This is a genomic window from Rhizobacter sp. Root404, assembly GCF_001425865.1.
GTDB lineage: Bacteria > Pseudomonadota > Gammaproteobacteria > Burkholderiales > Burkholderiaceae_C > LMDS01.
On record NZ_LMDS01000006.1, the window covers coordinates 309,167 to 328,946 of the forward strand.

Sequence of the window (19,780 nt, forward strand, 5' to 3'; positions counted from 1 at the left end):
CATGAAGCGCCAAGTCCAAGCTGGTTTTACCCTTATCGAACTGATGATCGTCGTCGCGATCATCGGCATCCTGGCCGCGGTCGCGCTGCCGGCCTACCGCGATTACACCGTCCGTGCGAAGGTCTCGGAAGTGGTCCTGGCCGCGTCGTCGGGCAAGACCAGCGTGTCGGAGTACGTGAACACCAGCGGCGCGTTGCCGCCTAGCACCTTCACGGTCGAGAACCAGACGTCGAAGTATGTCCAGAAGGTCGAGTGGGATGGCTCCAAAATCATTGCTACGGCACAAGGGGACTCGAACATCGCGGGCTCGACGATTGAGCTGAGCGGCAGTGCGTCCGGCGGCCAAGTCACCTGGACCTGCAGCGGCACGATCGACCAGAAGTATCGTCCGTCGAGCTGCAAGTAATCCGCCTTTTCGGATATCAAGGGCCTCACATCGTGAGGCCCTTTTTCCATGCAAGAAGTCGTTTTTAATCATTCGTTCTTCGGTAGTCGCTCGGGCTGGCGTAGCGCTGTCGAGGCGGCATCATTGCCTGCCCTGATCGGCTTCGCGTTGCTGTCGCTCGCATGGCTGCTTCCCGGTCACTACCTGCCTTGGACGATGTTCCAGCAGGAGTCGCTCGCGGCGGTCGGCGGCCTGCTGCTGTGCTGGGCGGCGGTCGAGAAGTCGCGTCGTGTCGCCTGGCCGGCGCCTGCCGCGGTCGCCCTGCTCACCGCATTCATTCCTTGGGTCCAATTTGGGTTCCATGAGATCCGCTTCCTGACGGACGCATTTCTCGCGTCGGCCTACATGGTGGCACTGGCGCTGTCGCTGGTCACCGCCGCGACGCTGGCGAGCGGCGCCCGTCGCCATCAGTTTTTCGACGGATGGACGGCTTGCTGCGTCACGGCCGCGCTGCTGTCGACCGGCATGGCCCTGTACCAATGGCTGCAGTTGCCGCCGGTCGGCGACTGGCTCTCGCAGGTCATGCCGGGCGGCCGCGTGTTCGCGAACCTCGCCCAACCCAACCACCTGTCGTCCGTGCTGGCACTCGGGCTCGCCGGCGTGCTGCGGTGGTACGAGAAGCGGCGCATCGGCGCGGCCGGAGCCATCCTCGCCGCGGTGTTTCTCGCCTGGGGCATCGCGATGACGGAATCGCGGACCGGCTGGATGTTCATGGCCGTGCTGGCGGTCGGCACGGGCGTGCTGCGTCGGCGCGCGCAACTTCGCACGCCGCTCTTCGCGGTCGTCGCCGGCGTGCTCGTGTTCGGCGCGATGGTGGTTCTCGAAGGGCGTCTGCATGCGCTCTGGACCCAGTCGGCCGTTGTCGCGGGCGTTCGGACCGCCGTGGGCACCCGTGCCATGCACTGGCCGACCCTCCTCGATGCCGCGATGCAGTCGCCCTGGGTGGGCTACGGCTGGAACCAGGTGGCCGCGGCGCAGTACGCGACTGCACTCGCCCACCCGGCGACCGGCGAGGCCCTGATGCACAGCCACAACCTGCTGCTCGATCTCGTGCTCTACAACGGCCTGCCGCTCGGGCTGCTGCTGTTCGGCCTGCTCGTCTGCTGGACGGGACGCGCGCTCTGGCGGTGCCGCAGCGCCGATGCGTGGTGCCTGCTGGCGGCGCTGCTCGCGCTGCTGGCGCACGCCATGGTCGAGTACCCACTGCACTACCTGTACTTCCTCATCCCGGCGGGGCTGACGATGGGCGCCGTCCACACGCTGGTCGCGTCGCCTGATGCACCGCAAACGACTGGGCCGCGGGTCACGCTGTGGCTGCCCGCGCTGCTCATGCTGGGCGCGCTCGCCTGGGTGGGCGTCGAGTACATGCGCGCCGAGGAGGCATTGCGCCGCCTGCGCTTCGCCAGCGCGCGGGTCGGCATCACGATGGCCGAGCTACGCACTCCCGATCTGGTGCTGCTCGATGGGTGGAAGGCGTACCACGAGGCCGCCAGGCTGCGGTCCCACCCCGGGATGTCCGCCGCGGAAATGGAACTCCTGAAGGATGTCGCGCGCCGCTTTCCGTACCCGGCGGCGCTGAATCGGCACGCTCAGGCGCTGGTATTGAATGGACAGTCGGCAGCCGGGCTGGAGGTGTTGACTCACCTTTGCAAGGTGTACCCCGAAGGCGTCCAGCAAGTGATGCGCGATGCGTGGCAGGAACAGCAGGCGCAGGATCAGCGTTTGCTCGCTGTGGCGTTCCCGCGCTGCGACCGATGACCGTAACATCGGGCTCCGGCGAGCCCGGAGCCGGTGCGTCACCGACGCGGCTCTCCACGATGATGCAGAGGAACCCAGGATGATCTTCAGTTGGCTCGACGCGACTGCCGCGCAGCAATTCGGCAGCAAGCTCGCGCAGTCCTTCATCGCCAGCATGCCCGCCGCAGGCGCCGTGAGCGACAAGAAGTTCGAAGCGAAGGCGAAGACGGCCGTCGCGCAGTTCGAACGGAGCATCGCGGCGTTCCGACGTGACCACAGCCTCAACTTCTACCAGAAGGCCCGCCTCGGGAACGCCTTCAAGTGGGCATTGAAGGACGCGGGCTATGACGCCGCCTACATCGAGAAGATCACCGACTTGCTGATGCTCAAGCTGCAATGAAGGCTCCCCCTGCACACTCCCATCTCCTCGGAAAGCGGAAATGTTTGGCTGGTTGACGAAGCTCAAGGGCGCTTCTGCTGCATCGTCTGCCCCCAACCCGCCGCCCAGAGCACCGCAGTCGGCGGCGCAAGCCGCTGAGGCGAAGCGTCAGGAAGGCAACGCCCTGCTCGAACGGGACGACCTGGACGGCGCCGCGTTGCGCTACCGCGAAGCGATCGCCCTGGACGACGCGGCCGTTCCCGCGCGTGTCAACTTGGCTTATGTCCTGCTGGAGCTCCAGCGCCCCGAAGAGGCGGAGGTTCACCTGACGCGCGCCATAGCGCTGGACGCATCGAATGTTGACGCGCACTACATGCTCGGCAACACGATGCGAGCGCGGGGCGCAGCGGCAGATGCGGCGACGCATTTCGCACTGGCCATCGCGTCCCAGCCCGATTTCGCGTTGGCTTACCGTGATGGCTGTCTGGCCTATGTCGAATCGGCCCAGTTCGATCGCGCCGAAGCGCTGCTTGTGAGCGGTTTGAAGCGCTTTCCGGGCTCGGCCGACTTGCTGTTCCTGATGGGCAACGTCCACACCAAGGCGGGTCGGCGAGAAGCGGCTGTCGATTCGTATCGCCGCGCGCTGGCTGCCCGGGGCGGCTACGTCGAGGCCCACGAGAACCTGGCGGTCGTCCTGTCGGAACTCGGGCAACCCGAACAAGCGGCAGCCCAGCTCCAAGCGGTGGCCGTCCTGCGTCCACGCGACGTGGACGCGCAGTGTCGCTATGGCGTTGCGTTGCAGGGCTTGGGGCGCCTCGACGCCGCGGTCGAGAGTTTCCGCCGCGCCGTCGCCATCGATCCCGCGTCGGCAACGGCGCTTGCGAGTCTGGGTAGCGCCTACGCGGCTCAGGGACGCCGGGCGGATGCTATCGAGCAGTACCACGCGGCCATCGCCGCCGATGCGACCCACTACTTCGCCTACGCCGGCCTGGGTGTCGAGTTGAACGAAGCGGGTCGACCCGAGGAAGCGACGCAGCGGCTGCGCGAAGCCTTGGCGCTCAATCCGGCGGCGGTGGAGCCTCACAGCAACATCCTCTTCCTGATGAGCTTCGTCGCGGAGCCGTTCGACTATTTGGCGGAGGCCCGGCGCTACGGCGAGAAGGTCACAGCCCGCGCCTCACAACATGTCGCTCGCCAGGGTCGCGCGCGCGTCGCCGACGTGCCGCCACGCATCAGGATCGGACTCGTCTCGGGCGATTTGCGAAATCACCCGGTTGCGGCGTTCCTCGAGGGCGTGCTTGCCAGCCTCGACCGCAGTCGGGTCGAGGTCTTTGCCTATGCGACCGCCCAGCGTGACGACGCGGTCACCGAACGCCTGCGCCGCCTGTGCGACGGCTGGCGATCGCTCGTGGGAATGAACGACGAAGCAGCCGCAGAACGCGTGCGCGATGACGGAATCCATGTATTGATCGACCTCGCGGGCCACACCGCCCACAACCGGCTGTCGATCTTTGCGCTCGAGCCCGCGTCAGTGCAGGTGACCTGGCTGGGCTATCTGGCGAGCAGCGGGCTCGCGGCGATCGACTACGTGCTGGCGGACCGGGTCTCGCTGCCCGAAGAACATCGGTCGCACTTCGTCGAGCAGGCCTGGTACATGCCTAACAGCCTGTATTGCTTCACCGCACCGCCCGACGCGCCGCCAGTGGGGGCGCTTCCGGGCTTGTCACGTGGTGACGTGACCTTCGGTTCGTTTCAGCGCATGAACAAGGTCAGCGACAGCACGCTGCAGGCCTGGAGCCGGGTAATGGCGCGCATGCCGGGCGCTCGCCTGCGGCTGCAATGCAAGCAGATGGCGGATTCGTCCGGCCGCGAGCACGCGCTGGAGCGGTTGCGCCGCTTCGGCGTCGACACCGACCGGGTGGAACTGGTCGGGCCGGTGCCGGACCGCACCGCATACCTCGCCTGCCACGACCATGTCGACATCGTTCTCGACACCTTCCCGTACCCGGGCATCACGACCACCTGCGAGGCGCTGTGGATGGGCGTGCCCACTGTCACGCTGGCAGGCGGCACCCTGCTGTCCCGGCAGGGTGCGAGTCTGCTGCATTGCCTCGAACTCGACGATTGGGTGGCTCGAGACGTGGAGGACTATGTCGATTGCGCGGTGCGGCAGGCTGGCGATCTGCCGGCCCTGGCACGACTGCGCGGCGAACTCCGGGAGCGCGCCCGCCGTTCGCCGCTGTTCGACACCGCGCGGTTTGCACGCGATTTCGAGGATGCGATGCACGCGATGGTCGCGCGTGCAGTTCAGGTCGACCCGTCGAATTCACGTTGATCGTCAGGGTCGACCGCTCTTGCGGCACCAGACATGCCACATGGCGCGCAGCGCTGTCTCCAAATGGTCGGCAAACCGCTCCGCGTCCATGACGGGCGAGCGCAAGAGTCGCTCGCGCAACTCGCTCCGCAGTTTCGCCAGCCGAGGCAGGTCGGCGGCATGCGCAAGCGCAAGCTCGACGAAGTGATCAACATCGCGTGCGATCCAATCCTCCAGGCCCGCGTTGGCGAGAAAGCCGATGCCCTGGCGCGATAGAAGGTTCGCGCCGTCCAGCGTAAGCACTGGCACGCCCATCCATAGCGCCTCTGCCGTCGTCGTGCCGCCCGTGAACGGGAAGGTGTCCAACGCGATGTCCACCTCGCCGTAGCGTGCCAGGTAGTCGACGCGGGGCGACAAGCCATCGAACGCGATGCGCGCGGCGTCGACCCCGTTTCGCTCGAACACCGCGAGTAGTCGTTGACGTGTCGTCGACTCCGCCAGCTGCGGCGCCTTGAGCAAGAGCCTGCTGTCGGGACGCGCGACCAACACGCGTGACCACAGTGCGACAACTTCGTCCGTCACCTTCGACAAATTGTTGAAGCTCGCGAAAGTCAATGGCGCACCACCAAGCAGCGCCGGCAGTGCAGCGACCGGCGGGCTGGCGTCCGGGCGGGTGAAGCACAGGCGCGTATCGGGCAGGCGCCAGATGCTCTCGGTGAAGTAGCCGGCCTGAGTCTCCGGCAAGGTATGCGGGTCCGCGATCAGGTAATCGATCTCGGCAACGCCCGTCGTCGCGAAGTACCCGAGCCAGCTAATTTGCACCGGTGCGGGCTTCCAGGCGAACACCTGAAGTCGGTTGTGTGCGGTGTGGCCGGACAGATCGAACAGCACATCGATGGCATCCGCGTGCACGCGCCGCGCAAGGGCAGCGTCCGACCAGGCGTGCGCGTCGTCGTTCCACTCGGCGCAGTGCGCGCGGATCCGTCGAGCGATGGCATCGTTGCTGGGAACAGTCGGGTAAGCGATCAGTTCGAGTCGATCGACGTGACGGGCCGCAAGCGAGGCGATGATGCTCTCCGCGAAGTATCCAACAGGGTGTGTGCGCAGATCACCTGACACGAGCCCGACCCGCAGTGGCCGACCCGGATCCTTAAGGCCGCGCCACGATGTGAATCGCTGGGCTCGACTCGCCACCAGTGCGCCGTATTCCCGCGCCTCGTTCAGCAGCGAAGCGGGCGAATGCCGGGCGGTGTAGTTGTGCGCGAACAGCAGATTGGAGAAGGCGCGCAGATTGTCCGGCTCCGCCGCCAGCACCTGGCGATAACAGGCCTCCGCTTCGTCCATCCGCCCGAGATCCTTCAGCGCGTTTCCCAGGTTGTTCAGGGCCTGTGGCAGCAAAGGGTCGATCTCCAGTGCGCGGCGGTGGCTGAAGACCGCACTGTCGAACTGCCCGGACCTGCTGAGCGCCGTTCCCAGGTTGCTGTGCACTTGGGCGTAGTCCGGCGCGATTGCCAGCGCGCGCCGATAACGCGCGATCGCCTCTGGCAATCGGCCCAAATCGTCGAGTACGGCTGCCGCTGCCACGTGCGCATCAACGAACCGATCATCCAGGTCGCTTGCACGGTCGTACCACTCGAGCGAGCGCTGCAAGTCACCCTGCTGAAGGAGCGCATTCCCAATATTGAAGTGGGCGCCAACGTGTTGCGGGTCGATCGCGAGTACGGTCTCATATGCAGCAACGGCGCCGGCTGCATCACCCCGCCCGAGGAGCGCATTGCCTCGATTCAAATGGGGCCGAGCGAGGTTCGGCGCGATCCGCACGGCCTCGAGGTAGCAAGTCATAGCACGCTCGGAGAGTCCGGCCTCATCGAGCCTGTTGCCTTCATCAACAAGCGCGATCGCCTGCGCCTCACTTGATGGTGTGGTGGACCCTCCGCCGGCCCAGCCGCGCATCTTTCCAAACAGCCCCATCTAGGTGTCCGATTCAGCCTAGGTCGTCGCCGACCGGCCTGTTGAGTGGGTCCCCGAACTTTCCGGCAGATTCTAGTCAGGGCCCGCTTCGATTCGGTGGTCCGGCTTAAGGGCGCTCATTGGTTGTGGGAAGCCCGCTGCGGGTCCGCTGCGCCCCCGGCCTCCGACCCAAACGCGGCGCCTGCGCGCGTGGCGTGGACAATCCCCGGATGCCGTCGATCCGTGCCACTCCATCTTCCCCTGTCGCGTTGGCCACCACTCCGTTCTGGTCCGCCCTCGCCGCCCTCGCCATCGGCCTACCAATGCTGCTGGCCTTCAACCTGCCGCCGTCCTCCACCTTCCTGAACCAGGCCGTCGCCCTGGTCGGCTGGGGCGGCTGGCTGGCGGTGCTGGCGGCGTCGCTGGCCCGGGCGCCGCGTGGCCGTCGGACTGCCGGGCAGATGTCGCTGCAGGCGGCGCTGCTCGTGCTGCTGGCTTCTGCGCTGGCTTCCCCGCTGTGGGCCGACCTGCCCTGGTCGCTGTCGCTGTCGTCGGCCGGCATGATCGCCGCGGCGATGCTGGCGGTGCAGGCGGGCGCGCGCGCGCAGGGGGACGGGTTCGCGGTGCCCGCGTTTCGCGCGCTGTGCCTCGGGCTGGTCGTGGCCGGTACGCTCAGCAGCGTGGTCGGGCTGGTTCAGGTGTTCGCGCCGGGCTGGACCGACGGCAACTGGATCGCACGCACCTACATCGAGGGCCGCGCGGTCGGCAACATGCGGCAGCCCAACCATTTGAGCAGCCTGCTGCTGTGGGCCGTCGTCGCGGCGGCGTGGCTGGGCGAGGCGCAGGTGCTGCGGCGCTGGCTGGTGAACGCGCTCGCCCTGCTGTTCGTCTTCGTCGTCGTGCTGACGGCCTCGCGCACCGGCGCGCTGAGCATGCTGCTGCTCACCGCCTGGGCGCTGCTCGACCGTCGCCTGTCGCGCCCGGCGCGCTGGCTGCTCGGGCTCGCGCCGTTGATCTACTTCGTGTTCTGGTACGGCACCGGCGTCTGGGCCGATGCCAGCCACCATGTGTTCGGCGGCGAGACGCGCTTCAGCACCCAGGGTGACGTGTCCAGCTCGCGGCTGGGCATCTGGTCGAACACGCTGACGCTGATCCGCATGCACCCGTGGACGGGCGTCGGCTTCGGCGAATTCAACTTCGCCTGGACGCTGACGCCGTTCCCCGGCCGCCCGGTCGCGTTCTTCGACCACACCCACAACCTGCCGCTGCAGTTCCTCGTCGAACTGGGCATTCCGCTCGGCGCGCTGGTGCTCGGGCTGATGTTGTATGCACTCTCGATCGCCTGGCGCGCGGCGCGTGCGCCGGTGCCTGTCGATGCCGCGCCCGGCGAGTCGCTGCTGCGGCCGGCGGCGTTCGCGATGGTGCTGCTGATCCTCGTGCACAGCCTGCTCGAGTACCCGCTCTGGTACGCCTATTACCTGCTGCCGGCCGCCTTCGCGTTCGGCTTGTGCCTGGCGTCACCGCCGGTCGATGCGCCTGCGGCGAAGCGCGGCGGCGTGAACGGGCTCTTGATCGGCGCGGTCGCGCTGATGCTGGGCGGCGCGCTGTCGGTGGTCGATTACGCCCGTGTCGTCGTGATCTTCTCGCCGTCCGCCGGTTCGCCGGCGCTGGCGCAGCGCATCGTCGACGGCCGCAAGAGCATCTTCTTCTCGCACCACGCCGACTACGCCGCGGCCACCACCAGCGAGCACCCGGCCGACGTGATGCCGGCCTTTCTCGGTGCACCGCATTACCTGCTCGACGCGCGCCTGCTGCAGGCCTGGGCCACCGCGCTCGATCAGGCCGGCGACACCGAGCACGCGCGCTACCTCGCGCAGCGCCTGCGCGAGTTCCGCAACGACCAGTCGGCCGAGTTCTTCGCGCCGTGCGACGCGCCGCCTGCAATCGGTTCGGCCTTGCCGTTCCAGTGCCTGGCGCCTGCCCGCGCGTTCAAGTTCGAGGACTTTCGCTGAGCGGGTCGCGCGCGCTCAGCCCGCGACCCAATCCCCCGACTTCCCCCCGTGCTTCTCCAGCACGCGGATCCCGTCCATCACCATCCCGCGGTCGGCGGCCTTGCACATGTCGTAGACCGTCAGCAGGCCGATCTGCACCGCGGTCAGCGCCTCCATCTCGACGCCGGTGCGGCCGAGCGTCTCGACCTGCGCGGTGCAGCGCACGCTGCTGGTCGCCCGGTCGGTCTCGAACTCGACCGCCACACGGGTGATCGGCAGCGGGTGGCACAGCGGGATCAGCTCGGCGGTGCGCTTGGCGGCCTGGATCGCCGCGATGCGCGCGACGCCGATCACGTCGCCCTTCTTCGCCTGCCCGCCCTCGATCAGCGCCAGCGTCGCCGGCAGCATGCGGATCGTGCCGGTCGCGCGCGCGATGCGGTGGGTCTCGCCCTTGGCCGAGACATCGACCATGTGCGCCTGCCCCTGCGCGTCGAAATGCGTCAGCGGCGAAGCGGCAGGCGATGCGGGCGGCGTTGAACTCATGGCACGAAACATCCTCGAAACGTTTGTGCGGCATCATAGCCACGCGCTTTCGCAGCCCACCTCCGTGTCGACACCACCCGATCGCCCCCGCCCGCTGCGGCGCCGCCTCGTCGCCGCCGCCACCGCCCTCGCGCTGCTCTTGCCAAGCACGCTGCCGCCGGCGTGGGCGCAGAACCAGCTGCCGTCGCTGGGCGATCCGTCGGGTGACGATTTCAGCATCGCGACCGAACACAAGCTCGGCGCCGAGATCATGCGTGAGATCCGCGCCGACCCGGACTACCTCGACGACCCGGTGCTGCTCGAATACGTCCAGTTGCTCTGGCAGCCGCTGGTCGCGCAGGCGCGCGTGCGCGGCAACCTGAGCGCCGACATCGACCAGCGCCTCGCGTGGGAGCCGTTCCTGGTGCGCGACAAGGAGGTCAACGCGTTCGCGCTGCCGGGCGGTTTCGTCGGCGTGTACCTCGGCCTGATCGCGCTGACCGGCAGCCGTGACGAGCTGGCCTCGGTGCTGGCGCACGAGATGTCGCACATCACGCAGCGCCACATCGCGCGCAGCATCGGCAACGCCAAGCGCCAGTCGATCCTCAGCCTCGCGGCGATGCTCGCGGGCCTGGTCGTCGCGAGCCGTGCCGGCAACAGCAGCATCGACGCCGCCAACGCGGCAGTCGTCGGCAGCCAGGCGCTGGCGGCTCAGGGGCAGCTCAACTTCTCGCGCGACATGGAGCGCGAGGCCGACCGCGTCGGCTGGCAGGTGATGACCGGCGCCGGCTTCGCACCCGGCGGCATGGCAGCGATGTTCGAGAAGCTCGAGCAGTCCTCGCGGCTGAACGACTCCGGCGGCTACCCGTACCTGCGCAGCCACCCGCTGACGAGCGAGCGCATCGGCGAGGCGCGTGCGCGCATGGGCACGGCCGGCGCGGCTAGTGCCGCCAGTGCGGTGGTCGCGCTGCCGGCGACGCCGGCGCAGCTCGAGCACATCGCCGCACAGGCCCGTGCGCGGGTGCTGATGGACTCGCGCTTCGACGCGCTGCGCCGCTGGCAGGCGCTGGATGGCGACCGCATCGCAACCACCACCGGCGAGAAACTGCTCTCGGCCTACTCGAGCGCGCTCGCCTCGACGCTGTTGCGCGACTGGTCGCGCGCCGACGCGTCGATCGCGGCTGCCGCCGCCCTGGTGCGCGGTAACGCGCGCGCCGAACGCGCGGTCGCGCTGCTGAACGTGCAGTCGCTGCTGGCGCGCGGCGATGTCTCGCGCGCCACCGCGGCGCTCGATCCGTACCGCACCGACGGTTCGCGGCCGACGCTGCTGCTGGCGGCCCAGGCGACGCTGGCCGCGGTGCCCCGGCAGGCGCCCGACAGCCCGGCACTGCGCCAGCAGGCTGAACAACTGCGCACCTGGACGGCGATCCGGCCGACCGACTCGCTCGCGTGGACCGCGCTGAGCCAGACCGAGGAGCGCCTCGGCCAGCCGCTGCGCGCGCTGCGCGCCGATGCCGAATCGCGGGTCGCGCTCGGCGACCTGGAAGGCGCGGCCGACCGCCTGCGCGCCGGCCAGCGCCGCGCCCGCAGCGGCGGCGCCGTCGACTTCATCGACGTCTCGGTGATCGACGCGCGGCTGCGTGATGTCGACGCGCAACTGCGCCAGCGCAAGGCCGACGAGAAGTCGCTCAAGTAGTGCGGCACCGCTCGTAGACTCTCGCGACGCCGGGCCGAACCCGGCGCGAATCAGGGAGTCGGTGCATGCGGTCAGTCGTCGAGAAGTTCCGGGCCTGGCCCACAACCCTCGCATTCCTCGCGGCGCTTGCGGCCGTGCCGCCGGCGCATGCCGCGACCATCGCCGCGGTCACGCCGCAAGGCGAGGTCGCTCAGGTGCGGCAGATCACCGTCAAGTTCTCGGAGGCCGTGGTCGCGTTCGGCGACTTGCGCCTGCCGGACCCGATGGCGCTCGCCTGTCAGGGCGCGGTGCCGGCCGGCGCCGGACGCTGGGCCAACGACCGTGTCTGGCTCTACGACTTCCGCGAGCCGCTGCCGCCCGGCACGCGCTGCACGCTGAAGGCGCGCAGCGACTGGAAGCCGCTGAACGGCGCGCTGACCGGCCCGGCCGAGTACAGCTTCAACACCGGCGGCCCGGCCATCGTCTCGATGCAGCCGTACGACGGCTCGCAGATCGCCGAGGACCAGTATTTCCTGCTGCGCCTGAACGGCGCGGCGGTCGAGAGCACGGTGCTCGCGAACGCCTGGTGCGAAGTCGAGGGCATCGGCGAGCGGATCGGCGTCACCGTGATCGGCGGCGACGCGCGCGCCGCGCTGCTGAAGGCGCGCGGCATCGACAAGAAGGAGCAGATCGAGCGCACGCTGATCCTGACCTGCAAGCGCCCACTGCCGCACGCCGCGGCGGTGCGGCTGACCTGGGGCCAGGGCATCACCGGTGTCGCGAACCCGAAGATCGCGACGACGATCGAGCAGCGCTACCGCTTCACGGTGCGTCCGGCGTTCACGGCCGAGTTCAGCTGCGAGCGCGAGAACGCGAACGCGCCGTGCCTGCCGATCCGGCCGATGACGGTGCGCTTCTCGGCGCCCGTCGCGCGCGAGACGGCGGCGAAGCTGCGGCTGAATCCGCCGTCCGGCGGCGCGCTCGCGCCGGTGTTCGACAAGGACGACAAGTCGACCGAGGTCAGCGCCGTCACGTTCCCGATCCCGCTGCCGGAGCGCGCGGCGTTCACGATCGCACTGCCGGCCGACCTGAAGGACAACGCCGGCCGGGCGTTGGACAACGCGTCGATGTTCCCGCTGCAGGTCGCGACCGGCGAGGCCCCGCCGATCGCCAAGTTCGCCGCGGCGCCGTTCGGCGTCATCGAGGCAGCCGACCCGCTGTTGCCGGTCACCGTGCGTCATGTGCAAGGCGACCTGAGGCCCGCGGCGCCGGGCGGCCAGGTGCGCATCAAGCACCTGCAGACCGACGCCGACATCCTGGCCTGGTTCGCGACGCTGCGCCGCTACGACGAGAGCCGCATCAGCGCGAAGGATGCGGGCCTGCCCGAGTCGCAGTGGTTCACGACCGAGACCGACACCGATGCGCGCGGCCGGCCGATCAAGCGCAAGGCGGAGCGGTTCGTCGCGACCCGCGAGCTTTCGCTGCTGAACAAGGACGCGTCCGCGAAGCGCCTCGACCTGCCGCAATTGAACGGTGGCGACCCGCGGCCGTTCGAGGTCGTCGGCATCCCGATCGCCGAGCCGGGCTATCACGTCGTCGAGATCGAGTCGCTGCGGCTCGGCCAGTCGCTGCTCGACAAGCGCGCGCCGATGTTCGTGCGCACCGGCGTGCTCGTCACCAACCTCGGCGTGCACTTCAAGCTCGGGCGCGAGAACAGCCTGGCGTGGGTGACCTCGCTCGATCGCGGCAAGCCGGTCGACGGGGCGGAGGTCGTCGTCAACGACTGCACGGGTCGCAAGCTGTGGTCCGGCCGCACCGACGCGAACGGGCTGGCCCGGATTTCTCAGGCGCTCGACGCGGACGTGGCGGTCTGCCCGGCCGAGTCGGGCCTGTTCGTCACCGCCCGCAAGGCCGATGCGAAAGGCGTGGTCGACACCGCGTTCGTGTTCAGCAGCTGGCAGAAGGGCATCGAATCGTGGCGCTTCAACGTCCCGGTCGGCCGCGGCGTCGAGCCCGACGTGCGCACCGCCACGGTGTTCGACCGCACGCTGTTCCGTGCCGGCGAGACGGTGTCGATGAAGCACTTCGCGCGCACCGAGACCTCGGCCGGCCTCGCCGCGCTGAAGCCCGAGGACCTGCCGACGCGCATGAAGATCGTCCACGCCGGCACCGGCCAGGAGTTCGTGCAGCCGTTGAAGTGGAACGGCGTGCGCCATGCGCTCGCCACCTGGGCGATCCCGCCGGCCGCCAAGCTCGGCGTCTACAACGTCGTGCTCGTGCGCGAAAGCGCTGACGCGAAGCGCCGCCGCGAGTGGATCAGCGGCGATTTCCGCGTCGAGGAGTTCCGCTTGCCGCTGGTCGATGCGCGCCTGACCGGGCCGAAGGCGGTCGCGGTTGCACCGAAGGAGCTGCCGATCGCCGCGCAGCTCAACTACTTCTCCGGCGGGCCGATGGTGCAGCAGCCGGCGCGCGCGTCGGCACTGCTGAAGAGCCGCAGCGTCGCGTTCGCGGGCTACGAGGAGTTCTCGTTCGAGCCGCCGCGCGACCCGGCCGCCACGCCCGCGTCGCGCGACGAAGAGGACAGCGAGACCGCGCCCGAGGCGCGCGACGGCAAGCTGATCGCCGACAAGCTCGCGCTGACGACCGACCGCAACGGCGCCGCCAACTTCACGCTGAAGGACCTGCCGCCGACCAGGCGCCCCAGCGAGGTCACCGCCGAGCTGACCTACAACGACCCGAACGGCGAGGTGCAGACGGTCGCGACCACGATCCCGCTCTGGCCGAGCGCGGTGGTGCTCGGCGTCAAGACCGGCTCGTGGGCGAGCGGCCGCGGCAAGGCTCGCTTCAGTGCCGTCGCGCTCGACACCCAGGGCCAGCCGATCAGGAACCAGGCCATCGAGGTGCGCGGCCGCCTGAGCCAGGTGATCAGCACGCGCAAGCGCATGGTCGGCGGCTTCTACGCCTACGACAACCGCACCGAGCAGAAGGACCTGGGCGCGCTGTGCAGCGGCCAGACCGACGACCGCGGGCTGCTCGCCTGCGAGGCCGAGCTCGACACCGCCGGTCAGGTCGAGCTGATCGCGTCGAGCAAGGATGCCGCTGGCAACGCCGCGCAGGCCGCCGCCAGCCTCTGGGTCACGAAGCAGGGCGAACTCTGGTTCGCGCAGGACAACGACGACCGCATCGACCTGCTGCCCGAGAAGAAGCGCTACGAGCCGGGCGAGACCGCGAAGCTGCAGGTCCGCATGCCGTTCCGCGAGGCGACCGCGCTGGTGGCCGTCGAGCGCGAGGGCGTGCTGGACACGCGGGTCGTCACGCTGCGCGGCGACGACCCGACCGTCGAGCTGAAGATCGAGCCGAGCTGGGGCCCGAACGTCTATGTCAGCGTGCTCGCGCTGCGCGGGCGCCTGCGCGAGGTGCCGTGGTACTCGCTGTTCACCTGGGGCTGGAAGGAGCCGCTGAACTGGTGGCGCGCGTTCCGCGTCGAAGGGCGCGACTACCAGGCGCCGACCGCGATGGTCGACCTCGCGAAGCCGGCGTTCAAGCTCGGCGTCGCGGCGCTGAAGATCGGCTTGAAGGCGCACGAGCTGCAGGTGAGCGTGACGACCGACAAGCCCCAGTATTCGGTGCGGCAGAAGGTGGTCGCGAAGGTCAGGGTGGCGTTCGGCGGCAAGCCGCTGGCCGGCACCAGCGTCGCGTTCGCGGCGGTCGACGAGGGCCTGCTCGCGCTGCGCCCGAACGATTCGTGGGACCTGCTGAACACGATGATCAAGCCGCGCGCCTGGGGCGTGGAGACCAGCACCGCGCAGAGCGAGATCATCGGCCGGCGCCACTACGGCCGCAAGGCGATCGCGGCCGGCGGCGGCGGCGGGCGCGGCAGCACGCGCGAGCTGTTCGACACGCTGCTGCTGTGGAAGGGCGACGTGCTGCTGGACGCGAACGGCGAGGCCACGATCGAGGTGCCGCTGAATGACTCGTTGACCAGCTTCAGGCTCGTGGCCATCGCCGATGCGGGCGTGCAGCAGTTCGGCACCGGCAGCGCCAGCATCCGCGTCACGCAGGACCTGCAATTGCTCGCCGGCCTGCCGCCGCTGGTGCGCGAGGGCGACCAGTTCGGCGCGATGCTGACGCTGCGCAACACCACCGCGCGCGAGATGAAGGTCCACGCGACGCTGCAGGGCACGGTGAACTCGGGCACTGCGCCCGACGTCGTCCGCACGCCGCTGAACGTACCCGCGCAGGACGTGGTCGTGCCGGCCGGCGGCGCGCAGGAACTCGTCTGGCCGGTCAGCGTGCCGGCGGATGCGTTCAGCGTGACCTGGGAAGCCGGTGCCGACGAGCAGGGCGCCGGGCCCGCCGCGGCGCGCGCGCGCGACCGCGTGAAGGTCACGCAACTGGTCGCGCCCGCGGTGCCGGTGCGCGTGCTGCAGGCCACGCTGCAGCAGCTCGAAGGCACGCTGACCTTGCCGATCGCCGCGCCGGCCGATGCGCTGCCGGCCACCGGCCCCAAGCGCGGCGGCATCTTGGTCGCGACGCAGCCCAAGTTGAGCGGCGCGCTGCCCGGCATGCGCCGCTACTTCGAGACCTACCCGTTCATCTGCCTGGAGCAGAAGACCTCGAAGGCGGTCGGCCTGAAGGACGCGAAGCTGTGGGCCGCGGTCGCCGGCGCGCTGCCGACCTACCTCGACAGCGACGGCCTCGCCAGCTACTTCCCGCCGCGCGCCGAGGACGGCCCGCGCGGCAGCGACCGGCTGACCGCCTACGTGCTCGCCGCGACGCACGAGGCCGGCTTCGAACTGCCCGCACCGGCGCGCGACGCGATGCTCGCCGGCCTGGCGGCGTTCGTCGAGGGCCGCATCGAGCGCAGCTTCTGGTCGCCGCGCGCGGATCTGGACGTGCGCAAGATCGCCGCGATCGAGGCGCTGTCGCGCTACGGCCGCGCGCAGCCCAAGATGCTCGGCTCTGTCAACCTCACGCCGAACATCTGGCCGACCGCGGCGGTGATCGACTGGCTGCGCATCCTGCGCCAGCTCGACGGCGTGCCCAACGCCGCCAAGCGCATCGACGAGGCGAACCAGATCCTGCGCAGCCGACTGACGTATGCCGGCACGACGCTGAAGTTCAGCAACGAGCAGGACGACTTCTGGTGGTGGCTGATGGACAGCGCCGACGCGAACGCCGCGCGGCTCATCCTCGCGGTGATGGACGACCCGGCGTGGAAGGAGGACATCCCGCGCATGGTCGTCGGCGCACTGAGCCGCCAGCGCGCCGGCGCGTGGCTGACGACGACCGCCAACCTGTGGGGCTCGCTCGCGCTCGACAAGTTCTCGGCGAAGTTCGAGTCGGTCAAGGTCGGCGGCCGCACCGCCGCGACGCTCGCCGACCGCAGCGGCGCAATCGACTGGGCGAAGAGCCCGAACGGCGGTTCCATGCTGCTGGCCTGGCCGGCCACGCCGGGGCCGTTGAACGTCGCGCAGGACGGCACCGGCAAGCCGTGGCTGACGGTGCAGAGTCTGGCCGCTATCCCGCTGCGCGCGCCGCTGCGGGCGGGCTACAGCGTGGTGCGCAGCGTCAGCCCCGTCGAGCAGAAGGACAAGGCGGGCTGGTCGCGCGGCGACGTGGTCCGCGTGCGCATCGAGGTCGACGCCCAGAGCGACATGACCTGGGTCGTCGTCAGCGATCCGGTGCCCGGCGGCGCGACCATCCTCGGCAGCGGCCTCGGCCGCGACTCGGCGATCGCGACCCGCACCGAGCGGCGTGCCGGCAGCGCCTGGCCGGCGTTCGACGAGCGCGGGTTCGAGGCCTTCCGCAGCTACTTCGAATTCATGCCCAAGGGCAAGCACGTGATCGAGTACACCGTGCGGCTCAACAACCCGGGCCAGTTCTCGCTGCCGCCGACGCGGGTCGAGGCGATGTACGCGCCGGAGAGCTTCGGCGAGGCGCCGAACGCGGCGCTCGAGGTCCGGCCATGATGCGGTGGCGCGCCCCGATCGCGGCGGTGCTGCTCGGCGCGTCGGCCGCGGCGAGCGCGTTGCCGACCTTCGAGCAGGTGCGCGCCGCCCACCGCCCGTCCGACATCACGTTGACGGACCGCACCGGCGTGCCGATCCAGACCCTGCGCGTCGACAAGACCGCGCGCCGCCTGCCATGGGTGCCGCTCGACGGGATGTCCCCCGCGCTGCTGCAGGCCATCGTGCTCAGCGAGGACCGCCGCTTCTACGAGCACGCCGGTGTCGACTGGAGCGCGGTCGCGAAGAGCGCGTGGGGCAACCTCTGGAACACGAAGACGCGTGGCGCGTCGACGTTGACGATGCAGCTCGCCGGCCTGCTCGACGACGGCCTCGCGCGGCCCGCCGGGGGCCGCAGCGTCGTGCAGAAGATCGACCAGGCGCTGACCGCGGCGCAGCTCGACGCGCGCTGGAAGAAGAGCGAGATCCTCGAGGCGTACCTCAATTCGGTGGCGTTCCGCGGCGAGGTGGTCGGCATCGACGCGCTGAGTTTGACGCTGTTCGGCAAGCACCCGAGCGGCCTCGACGCGCACGAAGCGGCGATCGCCGCAGCGCTGCTGCGCGGGCCGAACGCCAGCGCCGAGACCGTCGCGCAACGCGCCTGCGGCGTGCTGCAGCTGCAATCGCAGCCCTGCACCGGCGTCAACGCGCTGGCCGCGACCGCGCTCGCGCGCCGCGGCGGCATGCCGCTGGGCGAGCAGCTGGCGCCGCATTTCGCGCGCCAGGCGGTCGCAGCCGGCGGCGCGGCGGTGCAGCGCAGCACGCTCGATGCCGGCCTGCAGCGCGTCGCGATCGCGGCGCTGCGGCAGCAGCTCGGTGAGCTGGCCGGTCGCAACGTCGAGGACGGCGCGATCGTCGTGCTCGACAACGCCAGCGGCGAAGTGCGTGCGTGGGTCGGCTCGAGCGGCGACCTGTCCGGCGCGGCGCAGGTCGACGGCGTGCTCGCACGGCGCCAGCCCGGCTCGACGCTGAAGCCCTTCGTCTACGCGCTCGCGTTCGAGCAGCGCTTGATCACGCCGGCCAGCCTGATCGACGATTCGCCCGCGCAGCTCGAAACGCAGAACGGCCTGTACCTGCCGCAGAACTACGACCACGATTTCAAGGGCTGGGTCAGCGCCCGCACCGCGCTCGGCGCGAGCCTGAACGTGCCGGCGGTGCGCGTCGGCGCGATGCTCGGGCCGGACACGCTGGTCGCGCGCTTCAACGCGCTCGGGTTCGCGCTGCCGAAGCCCGGCGGCTTCTACGGCAACGCGCTGGCGCTCGGCGCGGCGGACGTGACGCTTCTCGGGCTGACCAACGCCTACCGCGCGCTCGCGAACGGCGGGCGCTATGCGCCGGTCGCGCTCGACGGCCACGCCACCGCGCCGGTCCGCGTGGCCGACCCGGCCGCGGTGTTCCTCGTCACCGACATCCTGGCCGACAACAACGCCCGCGTCCGCACCTTCGGCCTGAACAACCTGCTCGCGACGCGCGGCTTCGCGGCCGTCAAGACCGGCACCAGCAAGGACATGCGCGACAACTGGTGCGTCGGCTTCACCGACCGCTACACGGTCGGCGTCTGGATCGGCAACGCCAGCGGCGCGGCGATGCACGACGTCAGCGGCGTGAGCGGCGCCGCGCCGATCTGGCACGCGCTGGTGCAGCGACTCCATGCGGATGCGCCGTCACGCGCGCCGCGTGCGCCGGCCGGTGTGGTCGCGACACGCGTCGCGTTCGACGCGCAGCGCGAGCCGGCGCGCGAAGAGTTCTTCATCGCCGGCACCGAGCAGGCCGTGCAGCGCGCCGGCGTTCAGGTGGCGCAGTCGCAGCGTTTCGGCATCGCGAGCCCGCGCGACGGCAGCATCTTCGCGCTCGACCCGGACATGCCGCCCGCCGCGCAGCGCATCACCTTCGAAGGCGCCGCCGGCGTGTGGATGCTCGACGGCAAGCGCCTGGGCCGGGCGCGCCGGATCACGTGGGCGCCGTGGCCGGGCCGGCACGAGCTCGCGCTGCTGGGGCGCGACGGCGCGGTCGTCGAGACCGTGCGGTTCGAGGTGCGTGGCGCGGGCGTCAGGGCGACGCCGGCCGCCACGCGCCGCTGAGGCGTCAGCGCAAGAAGACTCTTTCCATCGCCACGTCGATCACCATCCCGCACAGGCTGTAGAGCAGCGAGCCGATCAGCGCGGCGACGAAGCCGGCGACGTGGAACCCGTCGAGCATCGACGCGGCGAAATAGAACATCAGCGCGTTGATCACGAACAGGAACAAGCCGAGCGTGAGCACCGTGACCGGCAGCGTCAGCAGCACCAGGATCGGCCGCAACAGCGTGTTCAGCAAGCCGAGTACGAACGCCGCGATCAGCGCAGAGGTGAAGTTGTTCACCGTCACGCCGGGGTAGAGGTAGGCCACCAGCAGCAGGGCGGCGGCGAGCAGGAGCCAGCGGACGATGATTTTCATGCGCGAAGAATACCGCGCCGCGCGCGGGGTCGAATTCGTGAATAGGAATAGTTCGCATTAGTGTTAATATCCGTGTCCGATGTCGAACCACCGCGCGCCTCCGTCGATCCCAGCCGTTGATGCGCTCGATGCGCCGCGCGGCGAGGTCCCGCCGGTGGCCGCCGCCGAGGGCGATGCCCGCACGGTGGCCAGCGACGCGCTGTTCCGCGGCGCGACCGAACTGCGCATCGACCATGGTGGCGTGATCTACCGCCTGAAACTGACCGCGCTCGGAAAGCTGATCCTGACCAAGTAGCGCCCCGTTCCGTTCTTCGCCTCTCGCA

General features: G+C 69.8%; 12 protein-coding genes and 1 pseudogene. 9 read left to right on the forward strand and 4 right to left on the reverse strand.

Annotated elements, in window-relative coordinates; all coding sequences use genetic code 11:
- The first annotated feature begins 1 nt into the window (after window position 1).
- The 4 genes from ASC76_RS26400 to ASC76_RS22220 all read left to right on the forward strand — a co-directional run bounded on the left by ASC76_RS26400 (window position 2) and on the right by ASC76_RS22220 (window position 4,896).
- Window positions 2–406, forward strand: a complete 405-nt coding sequence (locus ASC76_RS26400) for a pilin (RefSeq protein WP_056472035.1) — start codon at window positions 2–4, stop codon at window positions 404–406.
- 48 nt (window positions 407–454) lie between these two features.
- Window positions 455–2,203 (forward strand): PglL family O-oligosaccharyltransferase, encoded by a 1,749-nt coding sequence (locus tag ASC76_RS22210; RefSeq protein WP_082549381.1) that lies wholly within the window; start codon window positions 455–457, stop codon window positions 2,201–2,203.
- Between the two features lie 79 nt (window positions 2,204–2,282).
- Complete coding sequence (locus ASC76_RS22215) at window positions 2,283–2,582, forward strand: hypothetical protein (protein WP_056472040.1); 300 nt, start codon at window positions 2,283–2,285, stop codon at window positions 2,580–2,582.
- A gap of 40 nt (window positions 2,583–2,622) precedes the next feature.
- Window positions 2,623–4,896: a tetratricopeptide repeat protein gene (locus ASC76_RS22220; RefSeq protein WP_056472043.1), complete on the forward strand. Its 2,274-nt coding sequence runs from the start codon at window positions 2,623–2,625 to the stop codon at window positions 4,894–4,896.
- Between the two features lie 3 nt (window positions 4,897–4,899).
- Here ASC76_RS22220 and ASC76_RS22225 read toward each other — a convergent pair whose 3' ends face one another.
- Both ASC76_RS22225 and ASC76_RS26680 read right to left on the reverse strand, forming a co-directional pair.
- Window positions 4,900–6,459, reverse strand: a complete 1,560-nt coding sequence (locus ASC76_RS22225) for a tetratricopeptide repeat protein (RefSeq protein ID WP_056472047.1) — start codon at window positions 6,457–6,459, stop codon at window positions 4,900–4,902.
- A 54-nt stretch (window positions 6,460–6,513) separates the two neighbouring features.
- Window positions 6,514–6,846, reverse strand: a pseudogene (locus ASC76_RS26680) (tetratricopeptide repeat protein); the annotation flags it as partial.
- Between the two features lie 248 nt (window positions 6,847–7,094).
- Between ASC76_RS26680 and ASC76_RS22235 the strand changes: the two are divergent.
- A complete protein-coding gene (locus ASC76_RS22235) occupies window positions 7,095–8,837 on the forward strand; it encodes a PglL family O-oligosaccharyltransferase (protein WP_235580555.1) in 1,743 nt (580 codons plus the stop codon).
- 15 nt (window positions 8,838–8,852) lie between these two features.
- Here the strand turns inward: ASC76_RS22235 and moaC are convergent, their stop codons facing one another.
- Window positions 8,853–9,359 (reverse strand): cyclic pyranopterin monophosphate synthase MoaC, encoded by a 507-nt coding sequence (moaC, locus tag ASC76_RS22240; protein WP_056472060.1) that lies wholly within the window; start codon window positions 9,357–9,359, stop codon window positions 8,853–8,855.
- Window positions 9,360–9,423: 64 nt separating this feature from the next.
- On the opposite strand from moaC, the gene ASC76_RS22245 reads away from it, so the two are divergent.
- The 3 genes from ASC76_RS22245 to pbpC all read left to right on the forward strand — a co-directional run bounded on the left by ASC76_RS22245 (window position 9,424) and on the right by pbpC (window position 19,102).
- The gene (locus ASC76_RS22245) at window positions 9,424–11,034 is read left to right on the forward strand and encodes a M48 family metalloprotease (RefSeq protein WP_056472065.1); all 1,611 of its coding nucleotides are present in this window, start codon (window positions 9,424–9,426) and stop codon (window positions 11,032–11,034) included.
- Between the two features lie 65 nt (window positions 11,035–11,099).
- A complete protein-coding gene (locus ASC76_RS22250) occupies window positions 11,100–16,985 on the forward strand; it encodes an alpha-2-macroglobulin (protein ID WP_056472067.1) in 5,886 nt (1,961 codons plus the stop codon).
- The gene (gene pbpC, locus ASC76_RS22255) at window positions 16,982–19,102 is read left to right on the forward strand and encodes a penicillin-binding protein 1C (protein WP_056472070.1); all 2,121 of its coding nucleotides are present in this window, start codon (window positions 16,982–16,984) and stop codon (window positions 19,100–19,102) included. Before ASC76_RS22250 ends, pbpC begins: the two co-directional genes overlap by 4 nt.
- A 4-nt stretch (window positions 19,103–19,106) precedes the next feature.
- Here the strand turns inward: pbpC and ASC76_RS22260 are convergent, their stop codons facing one another.
- The gene (locus ASC76_RS22260) at window positions 19,107–19,457 is read right to left on the reverse strand and encodes a phage holin family protein (RefSeq protein ID WP_056472073.1); all 351 of its coding nucleotides are present in this window, start codon (window positions 19,455–19,457) and stop codon (window positions 19,107–19,109) included.
- 79 nt (window positions 19,458–19,536) lie between these two features.
- Between ASC76_RS22260 and hemP the strand changes: the two genes are divergently transcribed.
- Window positions 19,537–19,752, forward strand: coding sequence for a hemin uptake protein HemP (hemP, locus tag ASC76_RS22265; protein ID WP_056472076.1), 216 nt, complete (start codon window positions 19,537–19,539; stop codon window positions 19,750–19,752).
- Window positions 19,753–19,780 lie beyond the last annotated feature (28 nt).